The organism is Actinosynnema pretiosum, from assembly GCF_024171695.1.
Taxonomy (GTDB): domain Bacteria; phylum Actinomycetota; class Actinomycetes; order Mycobacteriales; family Pseudonocardiaceae; genus Actinosynnema; species Actinosynnema pretiosum.
The window spans coordinates 324,351-344,381 of sequence record NZ_JAMTCF010000008.1; the positions used below are offsets into that span (position 1 = coordinate 324,351).

Here is a 20,031-nt window from a genome sequence, read left to right on the forward strand (position 1 = left end):
CCCGCGCGGCCCACCGCTCCGGTCGGCCGGTCACCGTGGTGGCGGGCCTGGCGGGAGCGGTCGCGGCGCGGGGGCGGGCGGCGTCAGCGGTGCCCGTGGGAGGTGGGGTCAGTCCACGTCGGCGGTCTCACCCGGCCACTCGCCGGTGACCTTGCTGAACCCGGTGGCGCCACCCCGGTCGATCGCGGCCCTGACCAGGCCGAAGATCGCGCCCTGCACGGCGGCGGCCAGCAGCACCTCGCCCCAGCCCCGGTCGCGCTGGGTGGGCTCGGGGGCCAGCCGGTCACCGCTGATCAGCTTCCACACCTGCCCGAACACCTTGCCCGCCAGGTAACCGCCCAGCAGGCTCACGCCCGTGCTGAACCCCCGGTAGACCAACTTGCCCGCCATCAGCGACCTCCTCGCAGCAGCTTCCGCAGCACCAACAACGCCGTGATCAACCCGGACGCGGTCAGCACCGGGTGCTGCCGCGCCTTCGCGATCGCGCCCCTGACCGACGCGGGCAACCGCTCCGCGACCACCCCGGCCTGGTCGCCGACCTTGGACGCGACCACGCTCGCCCGCTCACCGACCTCGCCCGCCGCGACCCCGGCCCGCTCGCTGATCCGCGCGGCGGCGGCAGCGGCCTTCTCGCCCACCTGGGCGGCGGTCGTGCCCGCCTGGTCGGCGACGCGCGCGGCGACGGCGCCCGCCTTCCCGCTGACCTGGGCCGCGACCTCGCCGGACTTCCCGGCCACCTGCTCGGCGACCTCACCGGCCTTCTCGCTGACCCGCGCGGCGGTGGCGGCGGCCTTCCCGCTCACGTCGGCGGCAGCGGCGCCCGCCTTCTGGCCTGCGGCGGCAGCGGCGTTGCCCGCCTTCTCACCGGCCTCGGCGGCGACGTCGCCCACCTTCTCGCCCGCCACGGCAGCGGCGGCGGCGGCCTTCTGGCCCGCCTCGCCCACCTTCTCGCTCACCCCGGCAGCGGCAGCACCGGCCTTCTCGCCCGCGGCGGTGGCGGCAGCACCGGCCTTCTCACCCGCTTCGGTGGCCTTGGCGCTCATCCCGGCGGCAGCGGCGCCCGCCTTGCCGCCCACCTGGGCGGCGGTCTCGGTGGCCTTCTCGCCAACGCGCGCGCCGGTCGCCTCGGACTTCGCGGCGAGCTTCCCGGCAGCCGCGTCGGACTTCGCGGCGACACCCGCCGCCGAAGCGCCCGCCCCGTCACCGACCCGCTCCGCCGTGCTCTCGGCCTTGTCGCCCAACCGGGTGGCGGCGTGGTCGGCCTTGTCGCCCAACACGCTCGCGGCGCTCTCGGCCCGGTCCCCGGCCTTCGCCACGGCGGCGTCCGCCCGGTCCGCACCCCGGTCGACCACCGAGCCCGACTCACCGCCGGTCCCGTGCCCCTGGGCGGAGCCCTTGCTCCCGCTCCCGGTTCCGTGGCTCTGGGCGGAGCGCTCGCTCCCGGCCCTGTGGCCCTGGGCGGAGCCCTTGCTCTCGGCCCCGGCCGCATGGCTCTGGCCAGCGCCCGTAGCCCCAGCCGCAGTGCCAGTCCCGGTCGTGGTGCCTGATCCAGGCGTGTGGCCAGCCCCGGTCGCAGTGCCGGCTCCGGCCGTGGTGCCAGCTCCAGCCGCAGTGCCAGCTCCGGACGCGGCACCGATCCCGGTCCCGCTGCCTGCCCCGGTCCCGCTGCCGGTTCCGGTCGTGCCCGCCGTTCCGCCCGCCGTCCGGTCCGCCTTCTCGCCCGCCTTCTCGTCGGTCTTCCCCTCGGCCTTCTCGCTGGCCGCGTGGACCTGGGCCGCGCCTTCGGCTGCGGTGACGTCCGCCTTGTCACCCGGCTTCGCCGTGCCCGAGTCCGCCTTCTCACCCGCGCGGATGACCGCGCTGCTCGCGGTCGCCGCAGCCTGAGCCGCCGCCGCGCCGGTCTGGGCGGTGATCCGGGTGGTCCCGTCAGCCGCCTTCCCGGCGATCCGCTCGACCTTCCCCGCCTCGTCTTCGCGCACTCGTTCCCCCGTCCGCTCGGCGCTCTCCGCCTGCTTGGTGTCACTCTCCTGACCGGTGACACCCGGAAGTGCGGTGTCACTCGAAAGCTTGGTGTGCCCCGAATGCCCGCTTTCAACCGTCCGATCAGCGTCCGCCCGACGCGGATCCGGCGTCCCCGGCTGCCGCCAGGCCGACCCGGTCTCCTCGACGTCGCTCTCCTCGGCGGGCCACTCGGCCGGGAAGTCCTGCTCCTCGGCGGGGGCGCGCCTGGTCTTGGGGAGGTTCTTCGGGTTCGGCTCGGCCATCGGGTTGCCCGCGTACCTGGCCGTGTGCGGATCGGTGCCGGTCGTCCGCTCGGCGCCACCGGTCCCGGCAGGCCCGGACCCCGCGCCCTCGGCGTCACCGGAACCAGGGCCGCCAAGACCACCGGGGCCACCCGAGCCGCCCACGCCACCCGAGCCACCCGAACCGCTCGCGCTCGCGCCCGGACCCCCGGCCCCACCGGGTCCGGTCCAGCCCGGTTCGCGCCCGCCGGACCCGCTCCCGCCCGACCCCGCACCGCCCGGTCCCGCCACCCTGTCGTCCACCCGCACCGCGCCCCTTCGCCTCAACCGTTCAACCGCGTCGACCACTCGGCCCACGCCCGCGCTCACCCGCCCGGCGTCACCGCCGAACAGCCCCCGCACCCCTATACCACCCGGCCGCCCGCCCCCGCAGGCATCGGCCCAGGTGGGCCCGCCCCTCGACTACCCGCGACCCCGCAGGGTCAACCCCCCGTCATGCCCATCCTCCGAACGGGCAATCATTCGGGTATGGCCCAGGCTCTCGAAGCACCTACGCGTCCACCCAGAAGGTCGTGGTGGACGGTGTTCCGCACAACCGTCGTGTGGTACCGGGAGCACCACCTCTCGGACCGCGCGGCAGCCCTCACGCACTACACCGTGCTCGTGATGCTCTCCGGAGCCCTGCTGCCCGTCGCGCTCGTCGGGTTCCTGGGCGAGGACACCCGCTCCAAGGTCATGACCGTCATCTCCCCGCTGGCCCCCAGCCGGGTGCACGGCATCCTCGTGGTCGCGCTCGACGGCCTGCGCCCGGCGGTCGCCGGTCCGCTCGCCGCGGTGTGCCTGCTCGTGGCGGTCTGGTCGGCCTACCGGTTCGCGGGCGCCTTCCTGCGCGCCTGCGCGGCCTGCAACGGCGTGAAGGAGCACCGCTCGCTCTGGAAGCTCGTGCCGCTGCGGGTCGGGCTCACCCTGGGTGTCCTGGTGCTGTTCATGCTGGTCGTGGGCGTGGTGGCGTTCACCGGCGACATCGCCGACGAGGTCGCGGCGCTGGCCGGGGTGCGGCCGTCGACGGTCCAGCTGTGGGACGTCGCCAAGTGGCCGGTGCTGGTCCTGCTGGCCGGCTGCGCGGTGCGGCTGCTGTTCGCCGCGCCGCCCGCCACCCGCAGGCCGGGCAGGCTCGGCATCACGCCGGGCGCGCTGCTCGCGCTGGTCATCTGCCTGGTGGCGACGTTCGGCGTCGGCGTGTACGCGGCGTACGCGGGGTCCTACGACCGGGTGTACGGCTCGATCATCGGCCTCGTCGTGATCATGGCGTGGATCTGGCTGGCCTGCACCGCCCTGCTCGTCGGGGTGGCGATGGACGCCGCGCTCCAGCACACCGGCCGCGTCCTGCTGGCCGCCCAGCGCGCGGCGCGCCAGCAGCAGGAGGGGGTGACGAGCACGCCCGCCGCGTGACCGCGAGCGGGGGAGGGCAGCGACGGTGCCCCGCCGCTGCCCTCCAGGGCCTGTGCCCACCTCCCCGAGACGGCCAGCATGGTGCCCATGCACGCCAAGGAGCCGTCCCCCAAGCCCGCTCCGGCCACCACCCCGGTGCGGCACCAGGAAACCGAGCAGCGGACCACCCTCGGCCCGATGAGCCCCGGTGAGGTGGAGTCGCTGCAGCGCTCGATCGGCAACACCGCCGTCGCGCGCCTGATCACCGCCCAGCGCGCCGGGGAACCCGACCCGGTGCAGCGCTCAACGGCCCACGAGGTGCTCGCGTCGTCGGGGAGGCCGCTGGACACCGCGCTGAGGGGCGAGATGGAGAGCAGGCTGGGCGCGGACTTCTCGGACGTGCGCGTGCACACCGGCGCGGCGGCCCAGCGCTCGGCGGCGGAGCTGGGCGCGCGGGCCTACACGTCGGGGGCGGACGTCGTGCTCGGCGAGGGCGGCGGCGACAAGCACACCCTGGCGCACGAGCTGACCCACGTGATCCAGCAGCGCCAGGGCCCGGTGGCCGGGACGGACGACGGCTCGGGCCTGAACGTGTCCGACCCCGGCGACCGCTTCGAGCGCGCGGCGGAGGCGAACGCCCGGCGGGTCATGTCGGGACCCGCGCACGACCCGCACGACGGGCACGACCACGGCTGACCGGCGGTGGGACCACCCGCCCGGCGCCCCCGCTACCCCCGGATCTCGTTCAGGTAGTTGTAGATCGTGTACCGCGTGACCCCCAGCACCCCGGCCAGGTAGTCCACCGAGTCCCGGATCAGGAACAACCCCGACTCGTCCAGCACCCGCACGACCTCGGACTTGTGCGCCTTCTTCATCAGCCCCACCGGCACCCCGACCGCCTCAACGGCCCGTTCCACCAGCAGCTTCTGCAACGTGTCCACGTCACCGGGGAACGCCTCCACCGAGTGCCCGCCCTGCCCGGCGCCCCCGCCCGCGCCGGGGTCGCTGTTCACGCACAAGCACCCCACCGCGACCCCGCGCTCGTCGCGCAGGAACACCGTGGACGACCGGATCAGCCGACCGTCCGGCGCGTAGGTGTCGTACCCCGGCAGGTCCTGGGTCGTCCCCCGCCGCACCAGCCCCAGCAGCAGGTCCGTCATCGGCCCACCGACCTGCCGCCCGGTCAGCCCACCCGCGATCGCCACGATCGAGTTCGGCAGCGCGGACAGGTCGTGCAGCACCACCTCGGTCCCCGGCCCGAGCGCCGGAGCCAGGCCTGCCACGGTCGGCGCCAGCGCGTCCAGCACGTTCCCGCGCACCGGCCCCGCGGCGACCGACCCGACCCCGACGTCCACCACGACGGGCGCGGGCGACCGCAGCTCCCGCAGCGCACCGGCGAACCGCGCCACCGTCTCCGGCGTGGTCGAGGCGTGCGGCGTCAACCGGACGTGCTCCGGTCGCACCGTCGCGGTCACCCCGGCGTCCACCAGCGCCGCCCCCACGGCCGACGACGGCACCCCCGGCACCTCGAACGCCATGATCCCGCCGCGCCGGTCCCGCGCGGACACGACGACCCCGCCAGCGGCCTCGACCGCCTCGCCCAGCTCGTCCAACCGCTGCCCGATCCGCGCCCCGATCGCGGGCACCCCGCCCAGCTCCACCAGCTCCAGCGCGGTCGCGAACGCGCCGGACGCGATCGGGTTCAGGTTCGTCAGCGACCACGCCGCCGCGCCCTCGCCCACCGGGTGCACCGAACCGTCGAACAGCCCTGGGTCCAGCGCCCCGGTCCACCCCGACGCCACCGGCTCCAACCGCTCCAGCGCCCGGTCCGACAGCGCCATGAACCCGGTCGACCACCCGGCCCGCACCCACTTCTGCCCGCCGACCACCAGCACGTCGGCGACCTGCCACGGCTCGTCCACGACCCCGAACCCCTGGATGCCGTCGACCACCAGCAGCCGGTCGCCGACGACCTCGCGCAGCGCCGCCAGGTCGGCCCGGTACCCGGTGCGGAAGTCCACCGCGCTCACCGACACCGCCGTCGTCTCCGGCGTGAGCGCCGCCCGCACCGCCTCGGGCGTCACCGGCCCGGCGGGCAGCCAGTTCACCCGCGCCCGCCCGGCCCGCACCCACGGGTACGTGTTGGCCGGGAACTCGGCGGGCGACACGACCACCTCGCCGACCAGGCCCAGCGAGACCTGGAACAAGCCGGTGCTCGTGTTCGGCAGCGGCACCACGTGGTCGGTGTCGCTGCCGCACAACCGCGCCGCCGCCGCCATCGCGCGCAGCTCGTGCCGCATCAGGTCGTCCACGGTGGACGGTCCGGCGGCGGTCGCCTGCTCCAGCATCCGGGTGGACGCCTCCAGCACGGCCTGCGAGGGCGGCCCGAAGCGGCCGAAGTCCAGGTAGCCCTCCGGTTCGCGGAAGGTGACGAGGTAGGAGGAGGGGATGCGCATCGCTAGAGCACCTTCGAGAGGAACTGCCGGGTCCTGGGTTCACGCGGATTCTCCAGCACCTGGTCGGGCGGCCCGGACTCGACCACGACCCCGCCGTCCAGGAACGCCACCTCGTCCGCGACCTGCCTGGCGAACCCGATCTCGTGCGTGACCACCAGCATCGTCATGCCGTCCGCCGCGAGCCCCGCCATCACGTCCAGCACGTCGCCCACCAGCTCCGGGTCCAGCGCGGAGGTGGGCTCGTCGAACAGCATCACCTTGGGCCGCATGGCCAGCGCCCGCGCGATCGCCACCCGCTGCTGCTGCCCGCCGGAGAGCTGGTTCGGGTAGGCGCCCGCCTTGTCGGCCAGCCCCACCTTCTCCAGCAGCTCGCGGGCGTGCGCGACGGCGTCCGCCTTGGACTCGCGGAGCACCTGCACCGGCCCCTCGGTGATGTTCTCCAGCGCGGTGCGGTGCGGGAACAGGTTGAAGCGCTGGAACACCATGCCGGTGCCGCGCCGCTGCTTGGCCACCTCGCGCTCGCGCAGCTCGTGCAGCTTCCCGCCCCTGCTGGCGAACCCGACCGGCTCGCCGTCGACCCAGATCCGGCCGGAGTCGATGGTCTCCAGGTGGTTCACGCAGCGCAGGAACGTGCTCTTGCCCGCCCCGGACGGCCCCAGCAGGCACCACACCTGCCCGGCCTCGACCTCCAGGTCGATGCCGCTGAGCACCTCGGTGCTCCCGAAGGACTTCCGCACTCCGACGGCCCTGACCAGGCTCATCGGGCCACCCCCTTGCCGTAGGCGCGCTCCAGGAAGTGCTGGCCGACGCTGGCCACGCTCACCACGACCATGTACCAGGCGGCGGCGGCGAGCAGCGTCTCCATGATCTGGAGGTTGTGCGACGCGATGTTGTTCGCCGCGTGGATCAGCTCCAGGAACCCGATGACCGAGGCCATCGAGGTGCCCTTGAGCATGTTGATGAAGTTGTTGCCGGTCGGCGGGATGATCACCCGCATCGCCTGCGGCAGCACGACCCTGCGCAACGTCGTCGCGGGCGTCATGCCGATCGCCTTCGCCGCCTCGACCTGCCCGTGGTCCACGCTGTTCAGGCCCGCGCGGACGATCTCGGCCATGTACGCGCTCTCGTTGAGCCCGAGCCCCAGCAGCGCGGCGACGAACGCGGTGATCAGCACGTTCGTCTGCACCTCGAACACCATCGGGATCGAGATGGTGTCGAACACCAGCGCCAGGTTGAACCACAGCAGGATCTGCAGCAGCACCGGCAGCCCCCGGAACAGCCACACGTACCCGGCGGCGAACCAGCGGGCCACCGGGTTCGCCGAGCGGCGCAGCAGCGCGATGCCCACGCCCAGCACGATCGCGCCCGCCTGCGCCACCACGGCCAGCACGACCGTGTTCGCCAGGCCGCGCAGCATGATCTCGTGGGTGAAGAAGCCGGGCACGGCGGCGTAGTCGATCTGCGCGCCCGCCAGCGCCCAGCCCAGCGAGCCCAGCAGCGCCAGCAGCACGACCGCGCCGACCCAGCGGCCCCAGTGCCGCAGCGGGACGACGACCAGGTCGTCCCGCTTCCCGGCTCCCACTTCGGTGCTCACCGGATCACTCGCCATTGATCGTGGCCTTGGTGACCGAGCCCTGCGCGACGCCCCAGGCGTCCATGATCTTGCCGTAGGTGCCGTCGTCGATCAGGGACTGCACGGCGCCCTGCAGGGCGGTGGCGAGCTGCCCGGCGTCCTTGCGCACGCCGATGCCGTACGGGCCGCCGTTGATGGGCGCGTAGTCGACCGCCTCGAAGTACTCGCCCTTGCCCGCGGTCTTGGACACGTACACGGCGGTGGGCAGGTCGTTGACGATCGCGGCGACGCGGCCGGTGCGCAGCTGGTTCTGGTTCTGCGTGTCGCTGTCGGTCGCGGTGACCGTCACGGCCTCCTTGCCCGCGCCGGTGCACTTGCCGCTCTGCTCCTTGGCGAACGCCTCCTGGCTGGTGCCCAGCGCGACCGCGACGGCCTTGCCGCACAGGTCGTCCGGGCCCTTGATGCCGGTGGGGTTGCCCTTCTGCACCATGATCGTGATGCCCGAGGTGAAGTAGTCCACGAAGCTGATCTGCTCCTGGCGCGCCTCGGTGTCGTTCATCGCGGCCATCGTCAGGTCGACGCGGCCCGCCTGGAGGCTCGTGATCAGCGAGCCGAACGCCATGTCCTCGTGCGCGACCTCGACGCCGAGGCGCTTGCCCACGGCCTTGATCAGGTCGACCTCGGAGCCGACCGGGGTCTTGCCGTCGGCCGCGTAGAAGTTGTTGGGCGGGCTCTGGACGTTCGACCCGACCTTGAGCTTGCCCGCGCTCGTCACCTCGGGCGGCAGCGACGCGGCCAGGGCGTCGTCCTTGGTGACCGCGTCCACGATCGCGCCGGTGGCGGGCAGGTCGTCCGAGACGCCGGGCGTCCCCGAGGACCCCGACCCGCCACCGTCGCCGCCGCCGCAGGCGGACAGCAGGAGCAGGGCGGCGAAAGCGGTGGTCAGAGCGGTACGGCGCACGGCCATGGGCACCTCCTGGCTTCGGGTCCCCGGAAGTTACAACTTTTTGTTGAAGCTGTCTACGTCTTGTTGAAGCCTTCGACTTCCTGTTGAAGGGAATCCGGGGGGTAGGTGATCCGTTGAACGGGGTAGTCGGGGGACGAACCCCGAAGCCGACTAGCGAGGAGAGCGCATGGCCACGGTGGAGCTGACCACGGAGAACTTCGACGAGGTGGTCGGTGGCTCCGACATGGTCCTGGTCGACTTCTGGGCGGGCTGGTGCGGCCCGTGCCGCCAGTTCGCCCCGGTCTACGACAAGGCCGCCGAGAAGCACTCGGACATCGTCTTCGGCAAGGTCGACACCGAGGACCAGCAGCAGCTCGCGCAGGCCTTCCAGGTGCGCTCGATCCCCACGCTGATGATCGTCCGCGACGGCGTGGTGCTCTACGCCCAGCCCGGCGCCCTGCCCGAGACCGCGCTGGAGGACCTGATCCAGCAGGCCCGCGACGTGGACATGGACGAGGTCCGCAAGCAGGTCGCCGAGCAGCAGGACGAGGAGAGCGCCGACAGCGAGCCCGCGACCAAGGGCTGAGCGGGGCGAGCGGAGCACGGACCCCGGCCGACCGGCGCGGACCGGAGACGCGGGGGAGTGGACGCGCGGGCTGCCCGGCCCGGAGCGCGGACCCTCCCGCGACGCGGACGGCGCGCGGTGGCGGGAACAGGCGTGACGAGGGGCGGGACCCGGCAGCGGGCCCGTCCCTCGTCGTTTTTCAACATCCTGTTGAGACGCCTCCGGGGCCAGCGCGAGCGTGTCCACCGGCACACCCGCGCCGTCGTGCGCGGACCCGCCCGTGTCGCATGATTCACCCATGCTCGCCGCGAAATCCGCCGACTTCGTCCGCTTCTGGACCGAGCGGCGCGTCTGCACCCTCACCACCCTGCGCCGCGACGGCACGCCGCACGTCACCCCGGTCGGCGTCACCCTCGATGTGGCCTCCGCGACAGCCCGGGTGATCAGCTCGCGCGGCTCGCATAAGGTGCGCCACGTGCTCGCGGCCGGTGAGGCGGGCGCGCTCGTCGCGGTGTGCCAGTTCGAGGGCGCCCGCTGGTCGACCCTGGAAGGACGTGCGGTGGTGCGGCAGGACGCCGAGTCGGTCGCGGACGCCGTGCGGCGCTACGCCGAGCGCTACCGCGTGCCCAGGGAGAACCCGGAGCGCGTGGTCATCGAGATCGCGATCACCAGGGTGCTGGGCCTGAGGTGAGCGCGAGACCCGACGTGATCACCGTCGTCGGCGTCGGCGCGGACGGCTGGGAGGGCCTGACCGACCGCGCCCGCCACGAGATCGCCTCCGCCGAGGTGCTCATGGGCGCCACCCGCCAGCTCGACCTCGTCCCCGGCGACATGACCAGGATCGCCTGGCCGTCCCCGCTGCTGCCCGCCCTGCCCGGCCTGCTCGCCGAGCACGCCGGTCGCCGGGTGTGCGTGCTGGCCAGCGGCGACCCGCTGTTCCACGGCATCGGCGCCACCCTGGTCCGGTTGCTCGGCGCGGACCGCGTCGCCGTCGTGCCGCACCCGTCGTCCGCCTCGCTCGCCTGCGCCAGGCTCGGCTGGGCGCTCGACCGCACCGAGGTGGTCAGCCTGGTCGGCCGCCCGGTGGCGCTGCTCGTGCCGCACCTCCAGCCGCACCGCAGGCTGCTGCTCCTGGGCGCCGACCCGCGCGCCGTCGCCGAGCTGGCCCCCGACGCCCGGATCACCGTCCTGGAGCAGCTCGGCGGACCGGCCGAGCGCGTCCACCACGACCTCGACGCCGCCGACCCGCTGCACGTGCTCGCCGTCGAGTGCGGTCCCGGCGGCCTGTCCAGGGCCACCGGACTGCCCGACGGCGCGTTCGAGCACGACGGCCAGATCACCAAGCGCGAGGTGCGCGCGGTCAGCCTCGCCCTGCTCGGGCCCAGGGTCGGCGAGCTGCTGTGGGACGTCGGCGCGGGCGCGGGCAGCATCGCCGTCGAGTGGTGCCGCACGCACCCCGCCTGCCGCGCCCTCGCGATCGAGAAGCACCCCGAGCGGGCCGCCCGCGTCACCCGCAACGCCACCGCGCTGGGCGTGCCCACCGCCGTCCGGGTCGTGGAGGGCGCGAGCCCGGACGCGCTGGACGGCCTCGAGCGGCCCGACGCGGTGTTCGTCGGCGGCGGCGTCACCGCCCCCGGCGTGGTCGAGCGCTGCTGGGCCGCTGTGAAGCCCGGCGGCAGGCTCGTCGCGAACGCCGTGACGATCGAGTCCGAGGGCGTCCTCGCGCGCTGGCACGCCGAGCTGGGCGGAACGCTGACCAGGCTCTCGGTCAGCCGGGCCGCGCCGGTCGGCGGCTTCACCGGGTGGCGCCCGCACCTGCCGGTGACGGTGTGGGCCGTGACGAAGGAGAACGAGTGACCGTCCACTTCATCGGCGCCGGGCCGGGCGCGGCCGACCTGCTCACCGTGCGGGCCGTGCAGCGCATCACCACCTCCCCGGTGTGCCTGTACGCGGGGGCGCTCGTGCCCGTCGCGGTGCTGGAGCACTGCCCGCCCGGCGCGAAGCTCGTGGACACCGCGAACCTGACGCTCGACGAGATCGTGCACGAGCTGGTGGAGGCGCACCGGGCCGGGCACGACGTGGCCAGGCTGCACTCCGGCGACCCGTCGGTGTTCAGCGCCGTCGCCGAGCAGATGCGCAGGCTCGACGCCGAGGGCGTGCCGTACGAGGTGGTGCCGGGCGTTCCCGCGTTCGCCGCCGCGGCTGCCGCGCTGGGCCGGGAGCTGACCGTGCCGGGCGTCGGGCAGACCGTGGTGCTGACCAGGACCTCCGCGCGCGCCACGCCCATGCCGGAGGGCGAGGACCTGACGACCCTGGGCGCGTCGAGGGCCACGATGGTGCTGCACCTGGCGGTGCAGCGGATCGACGAGGTCGTCGCGGAGCTGGTGCCGAACTACGGCGCGGACTGCCCGGTGGCCGTGGTGGCGCGGGCGAGCCGGGAGGACGAGCTGGTGCTGCGCGGCACGCTCGCCGACATCGCCGCGCAGGTGCGCGCGGCCGGGGTGAAGCGTACGGCGGTGATCGTCGTCGGGCGCGTGCTGGCGGCGGAGGGCTTCCCGGACAGCCACCTGTACTCGGCGAACCGCTGCCGGGTGCCGGAAGCCTGATGGGGACGGGCGGGCCTGGCGGGCAGGCGCGCGCCACCCGGCTTGCCGGGGCAGGGGCTCCTGCCGGGCTCGGGGACGCTGCCGGGTCCGCGTGGGCGGGGGACGCTGCCGTGCGGGCTGGTGCGGGTGTTGCTGTCGAGCCTGCCGGGCGGGGTGCTGTGGCTGTGCGGGCTGGCGCGGGTGCCGCCGTCGAGCCGGTGCGGGCGGGTGTTGCCGTCGAGCCTGCCGGGCGGGGTGCTGTGGCTGTGCGGGCTGGCGCGGGTGCCGCCGTCGAGCCGGTGCGGGCAGGTGTTGCTGTCGCGTCTGCCGGGCCGGAGGCCGCTGCCGAACCCGCCGGGAGTCCTTCTCCCGACGCACCCGCCGGGTTGGACGTCGCCGCTGGGCCGGGTGCCGCCGCCGAGCCGGGTGCCGTCGCCAGGCCTGCCGAGCCCGGCGCGCGCCCGGCCACCGTCCTGGTCCTCGGCGGCACGGGCGAGGGCCGCGAGCTGGCCGCCCTCCTCGCCGCCGTGCCCGGCCTGCGCGTGGTGTCCTCGCTGGCCGGGCGGGTCGCCAACCCGCGCCTGCCGGTCGGCGAGGTGCGCGTCGGCGGGTTCGGCGGGGTCGACGGGCTGGTCGACCACCTGCGGGCCGAGGGCGTCACCGCGCTGGTCGACGCCACGCACCCGTTCGCCGAGCGGATCACCGCCAACGCCGCCGCCGCGTCCGCGCGCACCGGCGTCCCGCTGCTCGTGCTGCGCCGCCCCGGCTGGACCGAGCGGCCCGGTGACGACTGGACGTGGGTCGACTCCCTGGCCGAGGCCTCGGCCGCGATCGGGGACCGCAGGGCGCTCATCACCACCGGCCGCCAGGGCGTCGGCGCGTTCCGGCGCGGCCTCGCGCGCATGGTCGACCCGCCCGACGAGGTCGCCCCCGGCCTGCGCGTGCTGCTCGACCGGGGGCCGTACACCCTCGAATCAGAGCTGGACCTGTTGCGGGACAACGACATCCAGGTCCTGGTGACCAAGGACAGCGGCGGCGGCATGACCTCCGCCAAGCTCGACGCCGCCCGCGTCCTGAAGATCCCGGTGGTCCTGGTCCGCCGCCCGCCACCGCCCCCGGACGCCAGGACGGCGGCCTCCCCGGAGGAAGCCGCCGCCTGGGTGCGCGCCCGACTCGGGTGAGGGCTCAGCCCGTCGGGTAGGTCCGGGGCGTGAACACCTTGCCACTGGGCGAGACCCGCGTCTGCGAGGACCCGATCAGCAGCAGGCACCGCATGTCCACGGTCGTCGGGTCCAGGTCGGCCAGGCGCAGCACGCGCACGCTCTCCTGCGGCCCGCCCACGTCCCGCCCGATCACCACGGGCGTGTCCGGCGACCGGTGCTCCAGCAGCAGGTCCCGCATCGCCGCCACCTGCCAGGTGCGGCTGCGCGACGCCGGGTTGTACAGCGCCAGCACCAGATCCGCCTTCGCCGCCGCCGCCAACCGCTCGGCGATGACCTCCCACGGCTTGAGCCGGTCCGACAGCGACACCACGCAGTAGTCGTGCCCCAGCGGCGCGCCCACCCGGCTCGCGACCGCGTGCGCGGCCGTCATGCCGGGCAGCACCCGCACCGGCACGTCCGGGTAGCCCTCCGCGACCTCCAGCACGGCGGCGGCCATCGCGAACACCCCCGGATCACCCGAGGACACCACCGCCACCCGCCTGCCGCGCCCGGCCAGCTCCAGCGCGAACGCCGCCCGCTCCGCCTCGACCTTGTTGTCCGAGGCGTGCTTGCGCCTGCGCGGGCTGTCCGGCACCCGGTTCAGGTACGTCACGTACCCGACCAGGTCGTCGGCCGCCTCCAGCGCCTCGCGGGCCTGCGGCGTCAACCACTCCGGCCCGGCCGGACCGAGCCCGACGACCACGACCTCGCCGAGCCCCTTACCCGCCAACGGTTCCATACCATCCACAGTGGACACGGCAGGCGCCGCGTCCGCCGCGTCCACCGGAGCGCCCGCCCTGCTCGGCAGCACCGCCAGCGAGAAGTACGGCACCTCGTCGGCGTCCACGTCGGACAGCCGCGCCGTCCGCTCCCCGCGCGTGGTGGCCCGCTCCACGTACCAGGCCTCGTCCAGCCGCCCGGCCCGCTCCAGCGCCTCCCGCACGTTCGGGAACGTCCGCCCCAGCTTCATGACCGCCACCGGGTCGTCCCCGGCCAGCCGCCCGGCCAGCTCGTCCACCGGCAGCGTGCCCGGCAGCACGGTCAGCACCTCGTCCCGCTCCACCAGCGGCTTCCCCAGCACGGCGGAGGCCGCGCTCACCGAGGTCACCCCCGGCACCACCTCGGCCGGGTACCGGTGCGCCAACCGCTTGTGCAGGTGCATGTACGACCCGTAGAACAGCGGGTCGCCCGCCGCCAGCACCACCACGGTCCGCCCCGCGTCCAGGTGCGCCGCCAACCGCTCCGCGCACTCGGCGTAGAACGCGTCGATCTCGCCCTGGTAGTCGTCCGAGTCCTCGGTGGTGACCGGGTAGACCAGCTGCTCGTGCAGCTGCCCCTCCCGCAGGTACGGCTCGGCCGTCCGGCGCGCCACGCTGCGGCCGTGCCGCGCGCTGTGGAACACCACCACGTCCGCCTCGCCGATCAGCCGCGCGGCCTTCACCGTCACCAGCTCCGGGTCACCCGGTCCGACCCCGACGCCGTAGAGCCTGCCGGTCATTCGTCCTCGCTCGCGATCGCGTTCACGGCGGCGGCGGTCATCGCGCTGCCACCGCGCCGACCCCGCACCACCAGGTACTCCAGCCCCAGGTCGTTCGCGGCCAGCGCGTCCTTCGACTCGGCCGCCCCGATGAAGCCCACCGGGACGCCCAGCACGGCGGCGGGCTTCGGGGCGCCCGCCGCGATCAGGTCGAGCAGGTGGAACAGCGCGGTGGGCGCGTTGCCGATCGCCACGACCGCCCCGCCCATCCGCTCGCCCCACAGCTCCAGCGCCGCCGCGCTGCGGGTGTTGCCGATCTCCGCCGCCAGCGCGGGCACCGCCGGGTCGCCGAGCAGGCACAGCACGTCGTTGTCGGCGGGCAGCCGCTTCCTGGTGATCCCGGACGCGACCATCTGCGCGTCGCACAGCACCGGCGCGCCCGCGAGCAGCGCCGCCCGCGCGGACGACACCACCCCCGGCGAGAAGGCCACGTCCCCGACCAGGTCGACCATGCCGCAGGCGTGGATCATCCGGACCACCACGCGCGCCACGTCGGGCGGCAGCCCGTCCAGGCGCGCCTCGGCGCGGATGGTCGCGAAGGACCTGCGGTATATCTCCGCGCCGTCCTTGACGTACTCGCTCAACCGATCTCCTCGTAACCGCCGCCTGTGGCGACGAACTCCCTGACCTCGCCCGCCGGCCGACCGCACCGCCGGGCGCAACCGGACCAGTGTGCGGGACCGCGGTCGGTGCGCGTGCGCGCCCAGGCCACGGCGTCGGTCCGCACGTCCGCGAGCGACTTCGCGCAACCGGGGCTACCGGCGCACGAGCCGACGCCCCACAGCGGCGAGTCCGGGTCGGTGATCAGGCCGGTGGTGTCGGCCGAGGAGGGCAGCACGAGCGCGCGCCACGGGGTCACGCGCACCGCCGTGCCAGGCAGGAGGCGGGCGTCGAGCCTGCCGAGGGGCACCCCGGCGACCACCAGGTCGCGGCCGGGGACGGGGCCGGGCACGACCGGCGTCACGGCCGGGGTGTAGCGCTCCGCGCTCGTGGCGGCACCCGGCGCGGTCGCCACCACGGCCGCCGTGACCTTCGCCACCCCGAAGTCCACTTCGGACAGACGCCAGGCCGCGCCGCGCGCCTTCTGGAACGCCAGCGCCGCCGCGACCACCGCCGCGACCGGGTCCGACACGCGCACGCCGGAGTCCTGACCGGCCAGCAGCAGCACGTCACCGGCCACGCCGATGTCGCAGCCCAGACCCGACACCGAGTGGCCCGCGGTGAGCATGAACCGGCCGGGAAGCCCGCCCAGCGAAGGCACCGACCGCAGCGCCAGGTCCAGCTCGTCGCACAGCGCCTGCGAACCGGGGTCCAGCGGGTCGCCGATGATGTTGCGCATCCGCTCGTGGGTGCGCGTCGGCAGCAGCCCGGCCGCCGACAGCCGCCTGCCCAGCTCCAGCTCCGCGCCCTCCGCCAGGCCCCTGACCTGGAGGTTCGACCGCGAGGTCAGCTCTATCCAGCCGTCTCCCAGCTCCAGCGCTGCCAGGCGGAGGACGTCGAACCTCTCGGCGTCGATCGTGCCGCCGGGCACGCGGACGCGGGCGAGCCCGCCGTCCGAGGCCTGGAACACGTCGACGGCGCCGGGGCAGGCGTCAGGGCGATCGCGGTCTGGGGACATGGGCTGGATGCTAACTCCGAGTTAGTGTGAGGCCTGAACGGCGAAGCAACAGGAGGAAGCCGGTGCGAAACCGGCGCGGTCCCGCCACTGTGACCTGGGGAAACCCGGGGAGTCAGGAACTCCGCACGCCGTCCCCTACGACTTGGGGCGAGGACCCCCGAGGGATGGAGCCCGCACGTGATCCTGCTGCTGTCGACCTCCGACACGGACCTGCTGTCCGCACGAGCCAGCGGAGCCGACTACCGGCTCGGCAACCCGGCCAGGCTCGGCGTCGACGACCTGCCCGAACTCGTCGAGGGCGCCGACCTGGTGGTGGTGCGCATCCTGGGCGGCAGGCGCATCTGGGAGGAGGGTCTTGACCACCTCCTCGCGGGCCCCAGGCCGGTCGTCGTGCTGGGCGGCGAGCAGAACCCGGACGCCGAGCTGATGGAGCTGTCCACCGTGCCCGGCGGGGTGTGTGCGGAAGCGCACACTTATCTGGCCCACGGCGGTTCCGCGAACCTCGCGCAGCTGCACGCGTTCCTGTCCGACACCGTCCTGCTGACCGGAGTCGGCTTCGAGCCGCCCGTGGCCGCGCCCAACTGGGGCCTGCTGGAGCGCCCCGAGCCCACCGGCGACCCGGACGGGGGCGCGCGGCCCACCGTCGCGGTGCTCTACTACCGCGCCCACCACGTGGCCGGGAACACCGCGTTCGTGCACTCGCTGTGCGACGCGATCGAGGCCAAGGGCGGCCGACCGCTGCCGATCTTCTGCTCCTCGCTGCGCACCGCCGAGCCCGAGCTGCTCGCCGAGCTGCGCAAGGCCGACGCGCTCGTGGTCACCGTGCTCGCCGCCGGTGGCACCAAGCCCGCGACGGCCTCCGCCGGTGGCGACGACGACGCCTGGGACGTGGGCGCGCTCGCCGAGCTGGACGTGCCGATCCTGCAGGGCCTGTGCCTGACCAGCAGCCGCGCCGACTGGGACGACAACGACGACGGCCTCTCGCCGCTCGACACCGCCACCCAGGTCGCGATCCCCGAGTTCGACGGCCGCATCATCACCGTCCCGTTCTCCTTCAAGGAGATCGATGAGGACGGCCTGACCGTGTACGTCGCCGACCCCGAGCGGGCGCTGCGCGTCGCGGGCATCGCGGTGCGGCACGGCAAGCTCCGGCACACCCCGCCCGCCGACCGCAAGGTCGTGCTCATGCTGTCGGCCTACCCGACCAAGCACTCCCGCATCGGCAACGCGGTCGGCCTGGACACCCCGGCCAGCGCGGTCCGGCTGCTCGCCGCGCTGCGCGAGCAGGGCTACGACCTCGGCGAGGGCTTCCCCGGCCTGGACGACCTCAACGGCGACGCGCTCATCCACGCCCTGATCGCCGCAGGCGGCCAGGACCCGGACTGGCTCACCGAGGAGCAGCTCCAGGGCAACCCGGTGCGGCTGCCCGCCGCCCGCTACCGCGAGTGGTACGCGACGCTGCCCGAGGACGCCCGCGAGGACATGGAGCGGCACTGGGGCCCCGCGCCCGGCGAGCTGTTCGTGGACCGCTCCCGCGACCGCGACGGCGAGATCGTGCTGGCCGCCCTGCGCTCGGGCAACGTCGTGGTCATGGTGCAGCCGCCGCGCGGCTTCGGCGAGAACCCCATCGCGATCTACCACGACCCGGACCTGCCGCCCAGCCACCACTACCTGGGCGCGTACCGCTGGCTGGAGGCCGAGTTCGGCGCCGACGCGGTCGTGCACGTCGGCAAGCACGGCAACCTGGAGTGGCTGCCCGGCAAGACCGTCGGCCTGTCGGCGGGCTGCGGCCCCGACGCGGCGCTCGGCGACCTGCCGCTGATCTACCCGTTCCTGGTCAACGACCCCGGCGAGGGCACCCAGGCCAAGCGCCGCGCGCACGCCACCCTCGTCGACCACCTGGTGCCGCCGATGGCCCGCTCGGACAGCTACGGCGACATCGCGCGCCTGGAGCAGCTGCTGGACGAGCACGGCAACATCGCCGCGATGGACCCGGCGAAGCTGCCCGCCATCCGGGCCCAGATCTGGACCCTCATCCAGGCCGCCAAGCTCGACCACGACCTCGGCCTGACCGACCGGCCGCACGACGCCGAGTTCGACGAGCTGATCCTGCACGTCGACGGCTGGCTGTGCGAGATCAAGGACGTGCAGATCCGCGACGGCCTGCACGTGCTCGGCGAGCCGCCGGTCGGCGCGGCGCGGGTCAACCTGGTGCTGGCGATCCTCCAGGCCCCGCAGGTGTGGGCAGGGCAGGTCGCCGCGCTCCCCGGCCTGCGCGACGCGCTGGGCCTCAAGCAGGGCGCGGACCGCGTCGACACGGACGCCGCCGAGCAGCAGGCGCGCGAGCTGGTGCAGGCGATGGAGGACGCCGACTGGGCGCCCGAGCACGCCGAGACGCTCACGGACGACCGGGACGTCGTCAGCATCCTGGAGTTCGGCGCCCGCGAGGTCGTGCCCAGGCTCGCCAGGACCACCGACGAGATGACGCACGTGCTGCACGCCCTCAACGGCGGGTACGTGCCCGCGGGCCCGAGCGGTTCGCCGCTGCGCGGCCTGGTGAACGTGCTGCCGACCGGCCGGAACTTCTACTCGGTCGACCCGAAGGCCGTGCCGTCCAGGCTGGCCTGGGAGACCGGGCAGGCCATGGCCGACTCGCTGCTGGAGCGCTACCGCTCCGAGACGGGGGAGTGGCCGCCGTCGGTGGGGCTGTCGGTGTGGGGCACGTCCGCCATGCGCACCTCCGGCGACGACATCGCCGAGGTGCTGGCGCTGCTGGGCGTGCGGCCGGTGTGGGACGAGCAGTCCCGCCGGGTGACCGGCCTTGAGGTCGTGGACCTGGAGGAGCTGGGCAGGCCGCGCATCGACGTGACCGTGCGCATCAGCGGCTTCTTCCGCGACGCGTTCCCGCACGTGGTGGCGCTGCTGGACGACGCGGTGCGGCTGGTCTCGGACCTGGACGAGTCGGACGCGGACAACTTCGTGCGCGCCCACGTCCGCGCGGCGCTGGACGAGCACGGCGACGACCGGCGGGCCACCATGCGCATCTTCGGCTCCAAGCCGGGCGCGTACGGCGCGGGGCTGCTGCCGCTGATCGACAGCCGGAACTGGCGCGACGACGCCGACCTGGCCGAGGTGTACGCGGTGTGGGGCGGGTACGCGTACGGGCGCGGGCTCGACGGCGTGCAGGCCAGGCCGGACATGGAGACCGCGTACAAGCGGATCGCGGTGGCGGCGAAGAACATCGACACCCGCGAGCACGACGTCATCGACTCGGACGACTACTTCCAGTACCACGGCGGCATGGTCGCGACGGTGCGGGCGCTGACGGGGAAGGCGCCGAAGGCGTACGTGGGTGACAGCACGAGGCCCGACGCGGTGCGCACGCGGACCCTGCACGAGGAGACGAACCGGATCTTCCGGGCCCGCGTGGTGAACCCCCGGTGGTTGGCCGCGATGCGCAGGCACGGGTACAAGGGCGCGTTCGAGCTGGCGGCGACGGTGGACTACCTGTTCGGGTACGACGCCACGACCGGGGTCGTCGCGGACTGGATGTACGAGAAGCTGACCGAGGCCTATGTGCTCGACGAGGAGAACCAGCGGTTCTTGAACGAGAGCAACCCGTGGGCGCTGCACGGGATCGCGGAGCGGTTGCTGGAGGCGGCGGACCGGGGGCTGTGGGAGCACCCGGAGGAGGCGACGCTGGAGGCGCTGCGGGCGGTGTACTTGAGCACGGAGGGGGATTTGGAGGACCGGCGTTGAGGTTGGGGCGCTGGGGCCGGGCCGGTGGGGTTGGGCTGGCGGGACTTGGCCGGTGATGCTGGGCCGGTGGGGCTGGACCGGTGGGGCTGGACCGGTGGGGCTGGACCGGTGGGGCT

General features: G+C 74.3%; 17 protein-coding genes and 1 riboswitch. Of the genes, 8 read left to right on the forward strand and 9 right to left on the reverse strand.

Annotated features, from left to right (window positions below; translation table 11 throughout):
* Positions 1-108: 108 nt before the first annotated feature.
* Both LV78_RS18785 and LV78_RS18790 read right to left on the reverse strand, forming a co-directional pair.
* Complete coding sequence (locus LV78_RS18785; RefSeq protein WP_253846557.1) at positions 109-390, reverse strand: DUF4235 domain-containing protein; 282 nt, start codon at positions 388-390, stop codon at positions 109-111.
* Positions 390-2,408: a hypothetical protein gene (locus LV78_RS18790; RefSeq protein WP_253846558.1), complete on the reverse strand. Its 2,019-nt coding sequence runs from the start codon at positions 2,406-2,408 to the stop codon at positions 390-392. Before LV78_RS18790 ends, LV78_RS18785 begins: the two co-directional genes overlap by 1 nt.
* A gap of 417 nt (positions 2,409-2,825) precedes the next feature.
* Here LV78_RS18790 and LV78_RS18795 point away from each other — a divergent pair, with 417 nt between their 5' ends.
* Both LV78_RS18795 and LV78_RS18800 read left to right on the forward strand, forming a co-directional pair.
* Positions 2,826-3,695, forward strand: coding sequence for a YihY/virulence factor BrkB family protein (locus LV78_RS18795; protein WP_253846559.1), 870 nt, complete (start codon positions 2,826-2,828; stop codon positions 3,693-3,695).
* A gap of 87 nt (positions 3,696-3,782) precedes the next feature.
* Complete coding sequence (locus LV78_RS18800) at positions 3,783-4,370, forward strand: eCIS core domain-containing protein (protein ID WP_253846560.1); 588 nt, start codon at positions 3,783-3,785, stop codon at positions 4,368-4,370.
* 32 nt (positions 4,371-4,402) lie between these two features.
* Here LV78_RS18800 and LV78_RS18805 read toward each other — a convergent pair whose 3' ends face one another.
* The 4 genes from LV78_RS18805 to LV78_RS18820 are packed head-to-tail and all read right to left on the reverse strand — an operon-like array spanning position 4,403 to position 8,670.
* Positions 4,403-6,130 (reverse strand): aminotransferase class V-fold PLP-dependent enzyme, encoded by a 1,728-nt coding sequence (locus LV78_RS18805; RefSeq protein WP_253846561.1) that lies wholly within the window; start codon positions 6,128-6,130, stop codon positions 4,403-4,405.
* 2 nt (positions 6,131-6,132) lie between these two features.
* On the reverse strand, positions 6,133-6,891 hold the full coding sequence (locus tag LV78_RS18810; RefSeq protein ID WP_253846562.1) for an amino acid ABC transporter ATP-binding protein: 759 nt from the start codon (positions 6,889-6,891) through the stop codon (positions 6,133-6,135).
* Complete coding sequence (locus LV78_RS18815) at positions 6,888-7,739, reverse strand: amino acid ABC transporter permease (RefSeq protein ID WP_372494958.1); 852 nt, start codon at positions 7,737-7,739, stop codon at positions 6,888-6,890. Before LV78_RS18815 ends, LV78_RS18810 begins: the two co-directional genes overlap by 4 nt.
* The gene (locus LV78_RS18820; RefSeq protein ID WP_253846564.1) at positions 7,729-8,670 is read right to left on the reverse strand and encodes an ABC transporter substrate-binding protein; all 942 of its coding nucleotides are present in this window, start codon (positions 8,668-8,670) and stop codon (positions 7,729-7,731) included. Before LV78_RS18820 ends, LV78_RS18815 begins: the two co-directional genes overlap by 11 nt.
* Positions 8,671-8,836: 166 nt before the next feature.
* Between LV78_RS18820 and trxA the strand changes: the two genes are divergently transcribed.
* From trxA to LV78_RS18845, 5 genes are all read left to right on the forward strand, one after another.
* Entirely contained in the window at positions 8,837-9,235 is a 399-nt protein-coding gene (gene trxA, locus LV78_RS18825; RefSeq protein ID WP_253846565.1) for a thioredoxin, read from the forward strand.
* A gap of 277 nt (positions 9,236-9,512) precedes the next feature.
* Positions 9,513-9,905, forward strand: coding sequence for a pyridoxamine 5'-phosphate oxidase family protein (locus LV78_RS18830; protein ID WP_253846566.1), 393 nt, complete (start codon positions 9,513-9,515; stop codon positions 9,903-9,905).
* Positions 9,902-11,071 (forward strand): precorrin-6y C5,15-methyltransferase (decarboxylating) subunit CbiE, encoded by a 1,170-nt coding sequence (gene cbiE / locus LV78_RS18835; RefSeq protein WP_253846567.1) that lies wholly within the window; start codon positions 9,902-9,904, stop codon positions 11,069-11,071. Before LV78_RS18830 ends, cbiE begins: the two co-directional genes overlap by 4 nt.
* Positions 11,068-11,820, forward strand: coding sequence for a precorrin-4 C(11)-methyltransferase (cobM, locus tag LV78_RS18840; RefSeq protein ID WP_253846568.1), 753 nt, complete (start codon positions 11,068-11,070; stop codon positions 11,818-11,820). Before cbiE ends, cobM begins: the two co-directional genes overlap by 4 nt.
* A 452-nt stretch (positions 11,821-12,272) precedes the next feature.
* Positions 12,273-12,980: a cobalt-precorrin-6A reductase gene (locus LV78_RS18845; protein ID WP_253846655.1), complete on the forward strand. Its 708-nt coding sequence runs from the start codon at positions 12,273-12,275 to the stop codon at positions 12,978-12,980.
* Positions 12,981-12,984: 4 nt separating this feature from the next.
* Here the strand turns inward: LV78_RS18845 and cobJ are convergent, their stop codons facing one another.
* The 3 genes from cobJ to LV78_RS18860 are packed head-to-tail and all read right to left on the reverse strand — an operon-like array spanning position 12,985 to position 16,156.
* Positions 12,985-14,499: a precorrin-3B C(17)-methyltransferase gene (cobJ, locus tag LV78_RS18850; RefSeq protein WP_253846569.1), complete on the reverse strand. Its 1,515-nt coding sequence runs from the start codon at positions 14,497-14,499 to the stop codon at positions 12,985-12,987.
* Complete coding sequence (locus LV78_RS18855) at positions 14,496-15,122, reverse strand: precorrin-8X methylmutase (RefSeq protein WP_253846570.1); 627 nt, start codon at positions 15,120-15,122, stop codon at positions 14,496-14,498. The genes cobJ and LV78_RS18855 overlap by 4 nt, the downstream gene beginning before the upstream one ends.
* Positions 15,119-16,156 (reverse strand): ferredoxin-like domain-containing protein, encoded by a 1,038-nt coding sequence (locus tag LV78_RS18860; RefSeq protein WP_253846571.1) that lies wholly within the window; start codon positions 16,154-16,156, stop codon positions 15,119-15,121. The genes LV78_RS18855 and LV78_RS18860 overlap by 4 nt, the downstream gene beginning before the upstream one ends.
* A 10-nt stretch (positions 16,157-16,166) precedes the next feature.
* Positions 16,167-16,298, forward strand: a riboswitch (cobalamin riboswitch).
* 35 nt (positions 16,299-16,333) lie between these two features.
* Here LV78_RS18860 and cobN point away from each other — a divergent pair.
* A complete protein-coding gene (gene cobN, locus LV78_RS18865) occupies positions 16,334-19,915 on the forward strand; it encodes a cobaltochelatase subunit CobN (RefSeq protein ID WP_253846572.1) in 3,582 nt (1,193 codons plus the stop codon).
* Positions 19,916-20,031 lie beyond the last annotated feature (116 nt).

What these genes read in the sequence shown, in the direction of transcription:
- LV78_RS18805 (WP_253846561.1), bottom strand. Translation starts at nt 6,130, where the DNA reads ATGCGCATCCCCTCCTCCTACCTCGTCACCTTCCGCGAACCGGAGGGC.
- LV78_RS18820 (WP_253846564.1), bottom strand. Translation starts at nt 8,670, where the DNA reads ATGGCCGTGCGCCGTACCGCTCTGACCACCGCTTTCGCCGCCCTGCTC.
- LV78_RS18815 (WP_372494958.1), bottom strand. Translation starts at nt 7,739, where the DNA reads ATGGCGAGTGATCCGGTGAGCACCGAAGTGGGAGCCGGGAAGCGGGAC.
- LV78_RS18860 (WP_253846571.1), bottom strand. Translation starts at nt 16,156, where the DNA reads ATGTCCCCAGACCGCGATCGCCCTGACGCCTGCCCCGGCGCCGTCGAC.
- LV78_RS18800 (WP_253846560.1), top strand. Translation starts at nt 3,783, where the DNA reads ATGCACGCCAAGGAGCCGTCCCCCAAGCCCGCTCCGGCCACCACCCCG.
- trxA (WP_253846565.1), top strand. Translation starts at nt 8,837, where the DNA reads ATGGCCACGGTGGAGCTGACCACGGAGAACTTCGACGAGGTGGTCGGT.
- cobJ (WP_253846569.1), bottom strand. Translation starts at nt 14,499, where the DNA reads ATGACCGGCAGGCTCTACGGCGTCGGGGTCGGACCGGGTGACCCGGAG.
- LV78_RS18830 (WP_253846566.1), top strand. Translation starts at nt 9,513, where the DNA reads ATGCTCGCCGCGAAATCCGCCGACTTCGTCCGCTTCTGGACCGAGCGG.
- LV78_RS18785 (WP_253846557.1), bottom strand. Translation starts at nt 390, where the DNA reads ATGGCGGGCAAGTTGGTCTACCGGGGGTTCAGCACGGGCGTGAGCCTG.
- LV78_RS18810 (WP_253846562.1), bottom strand. Translation starts at nt 6,891, where the DNA reads ATGAGCCTGGTCAGGGCCGTCGGAGTGCGGAAGTCCTTCGGGAGCACC.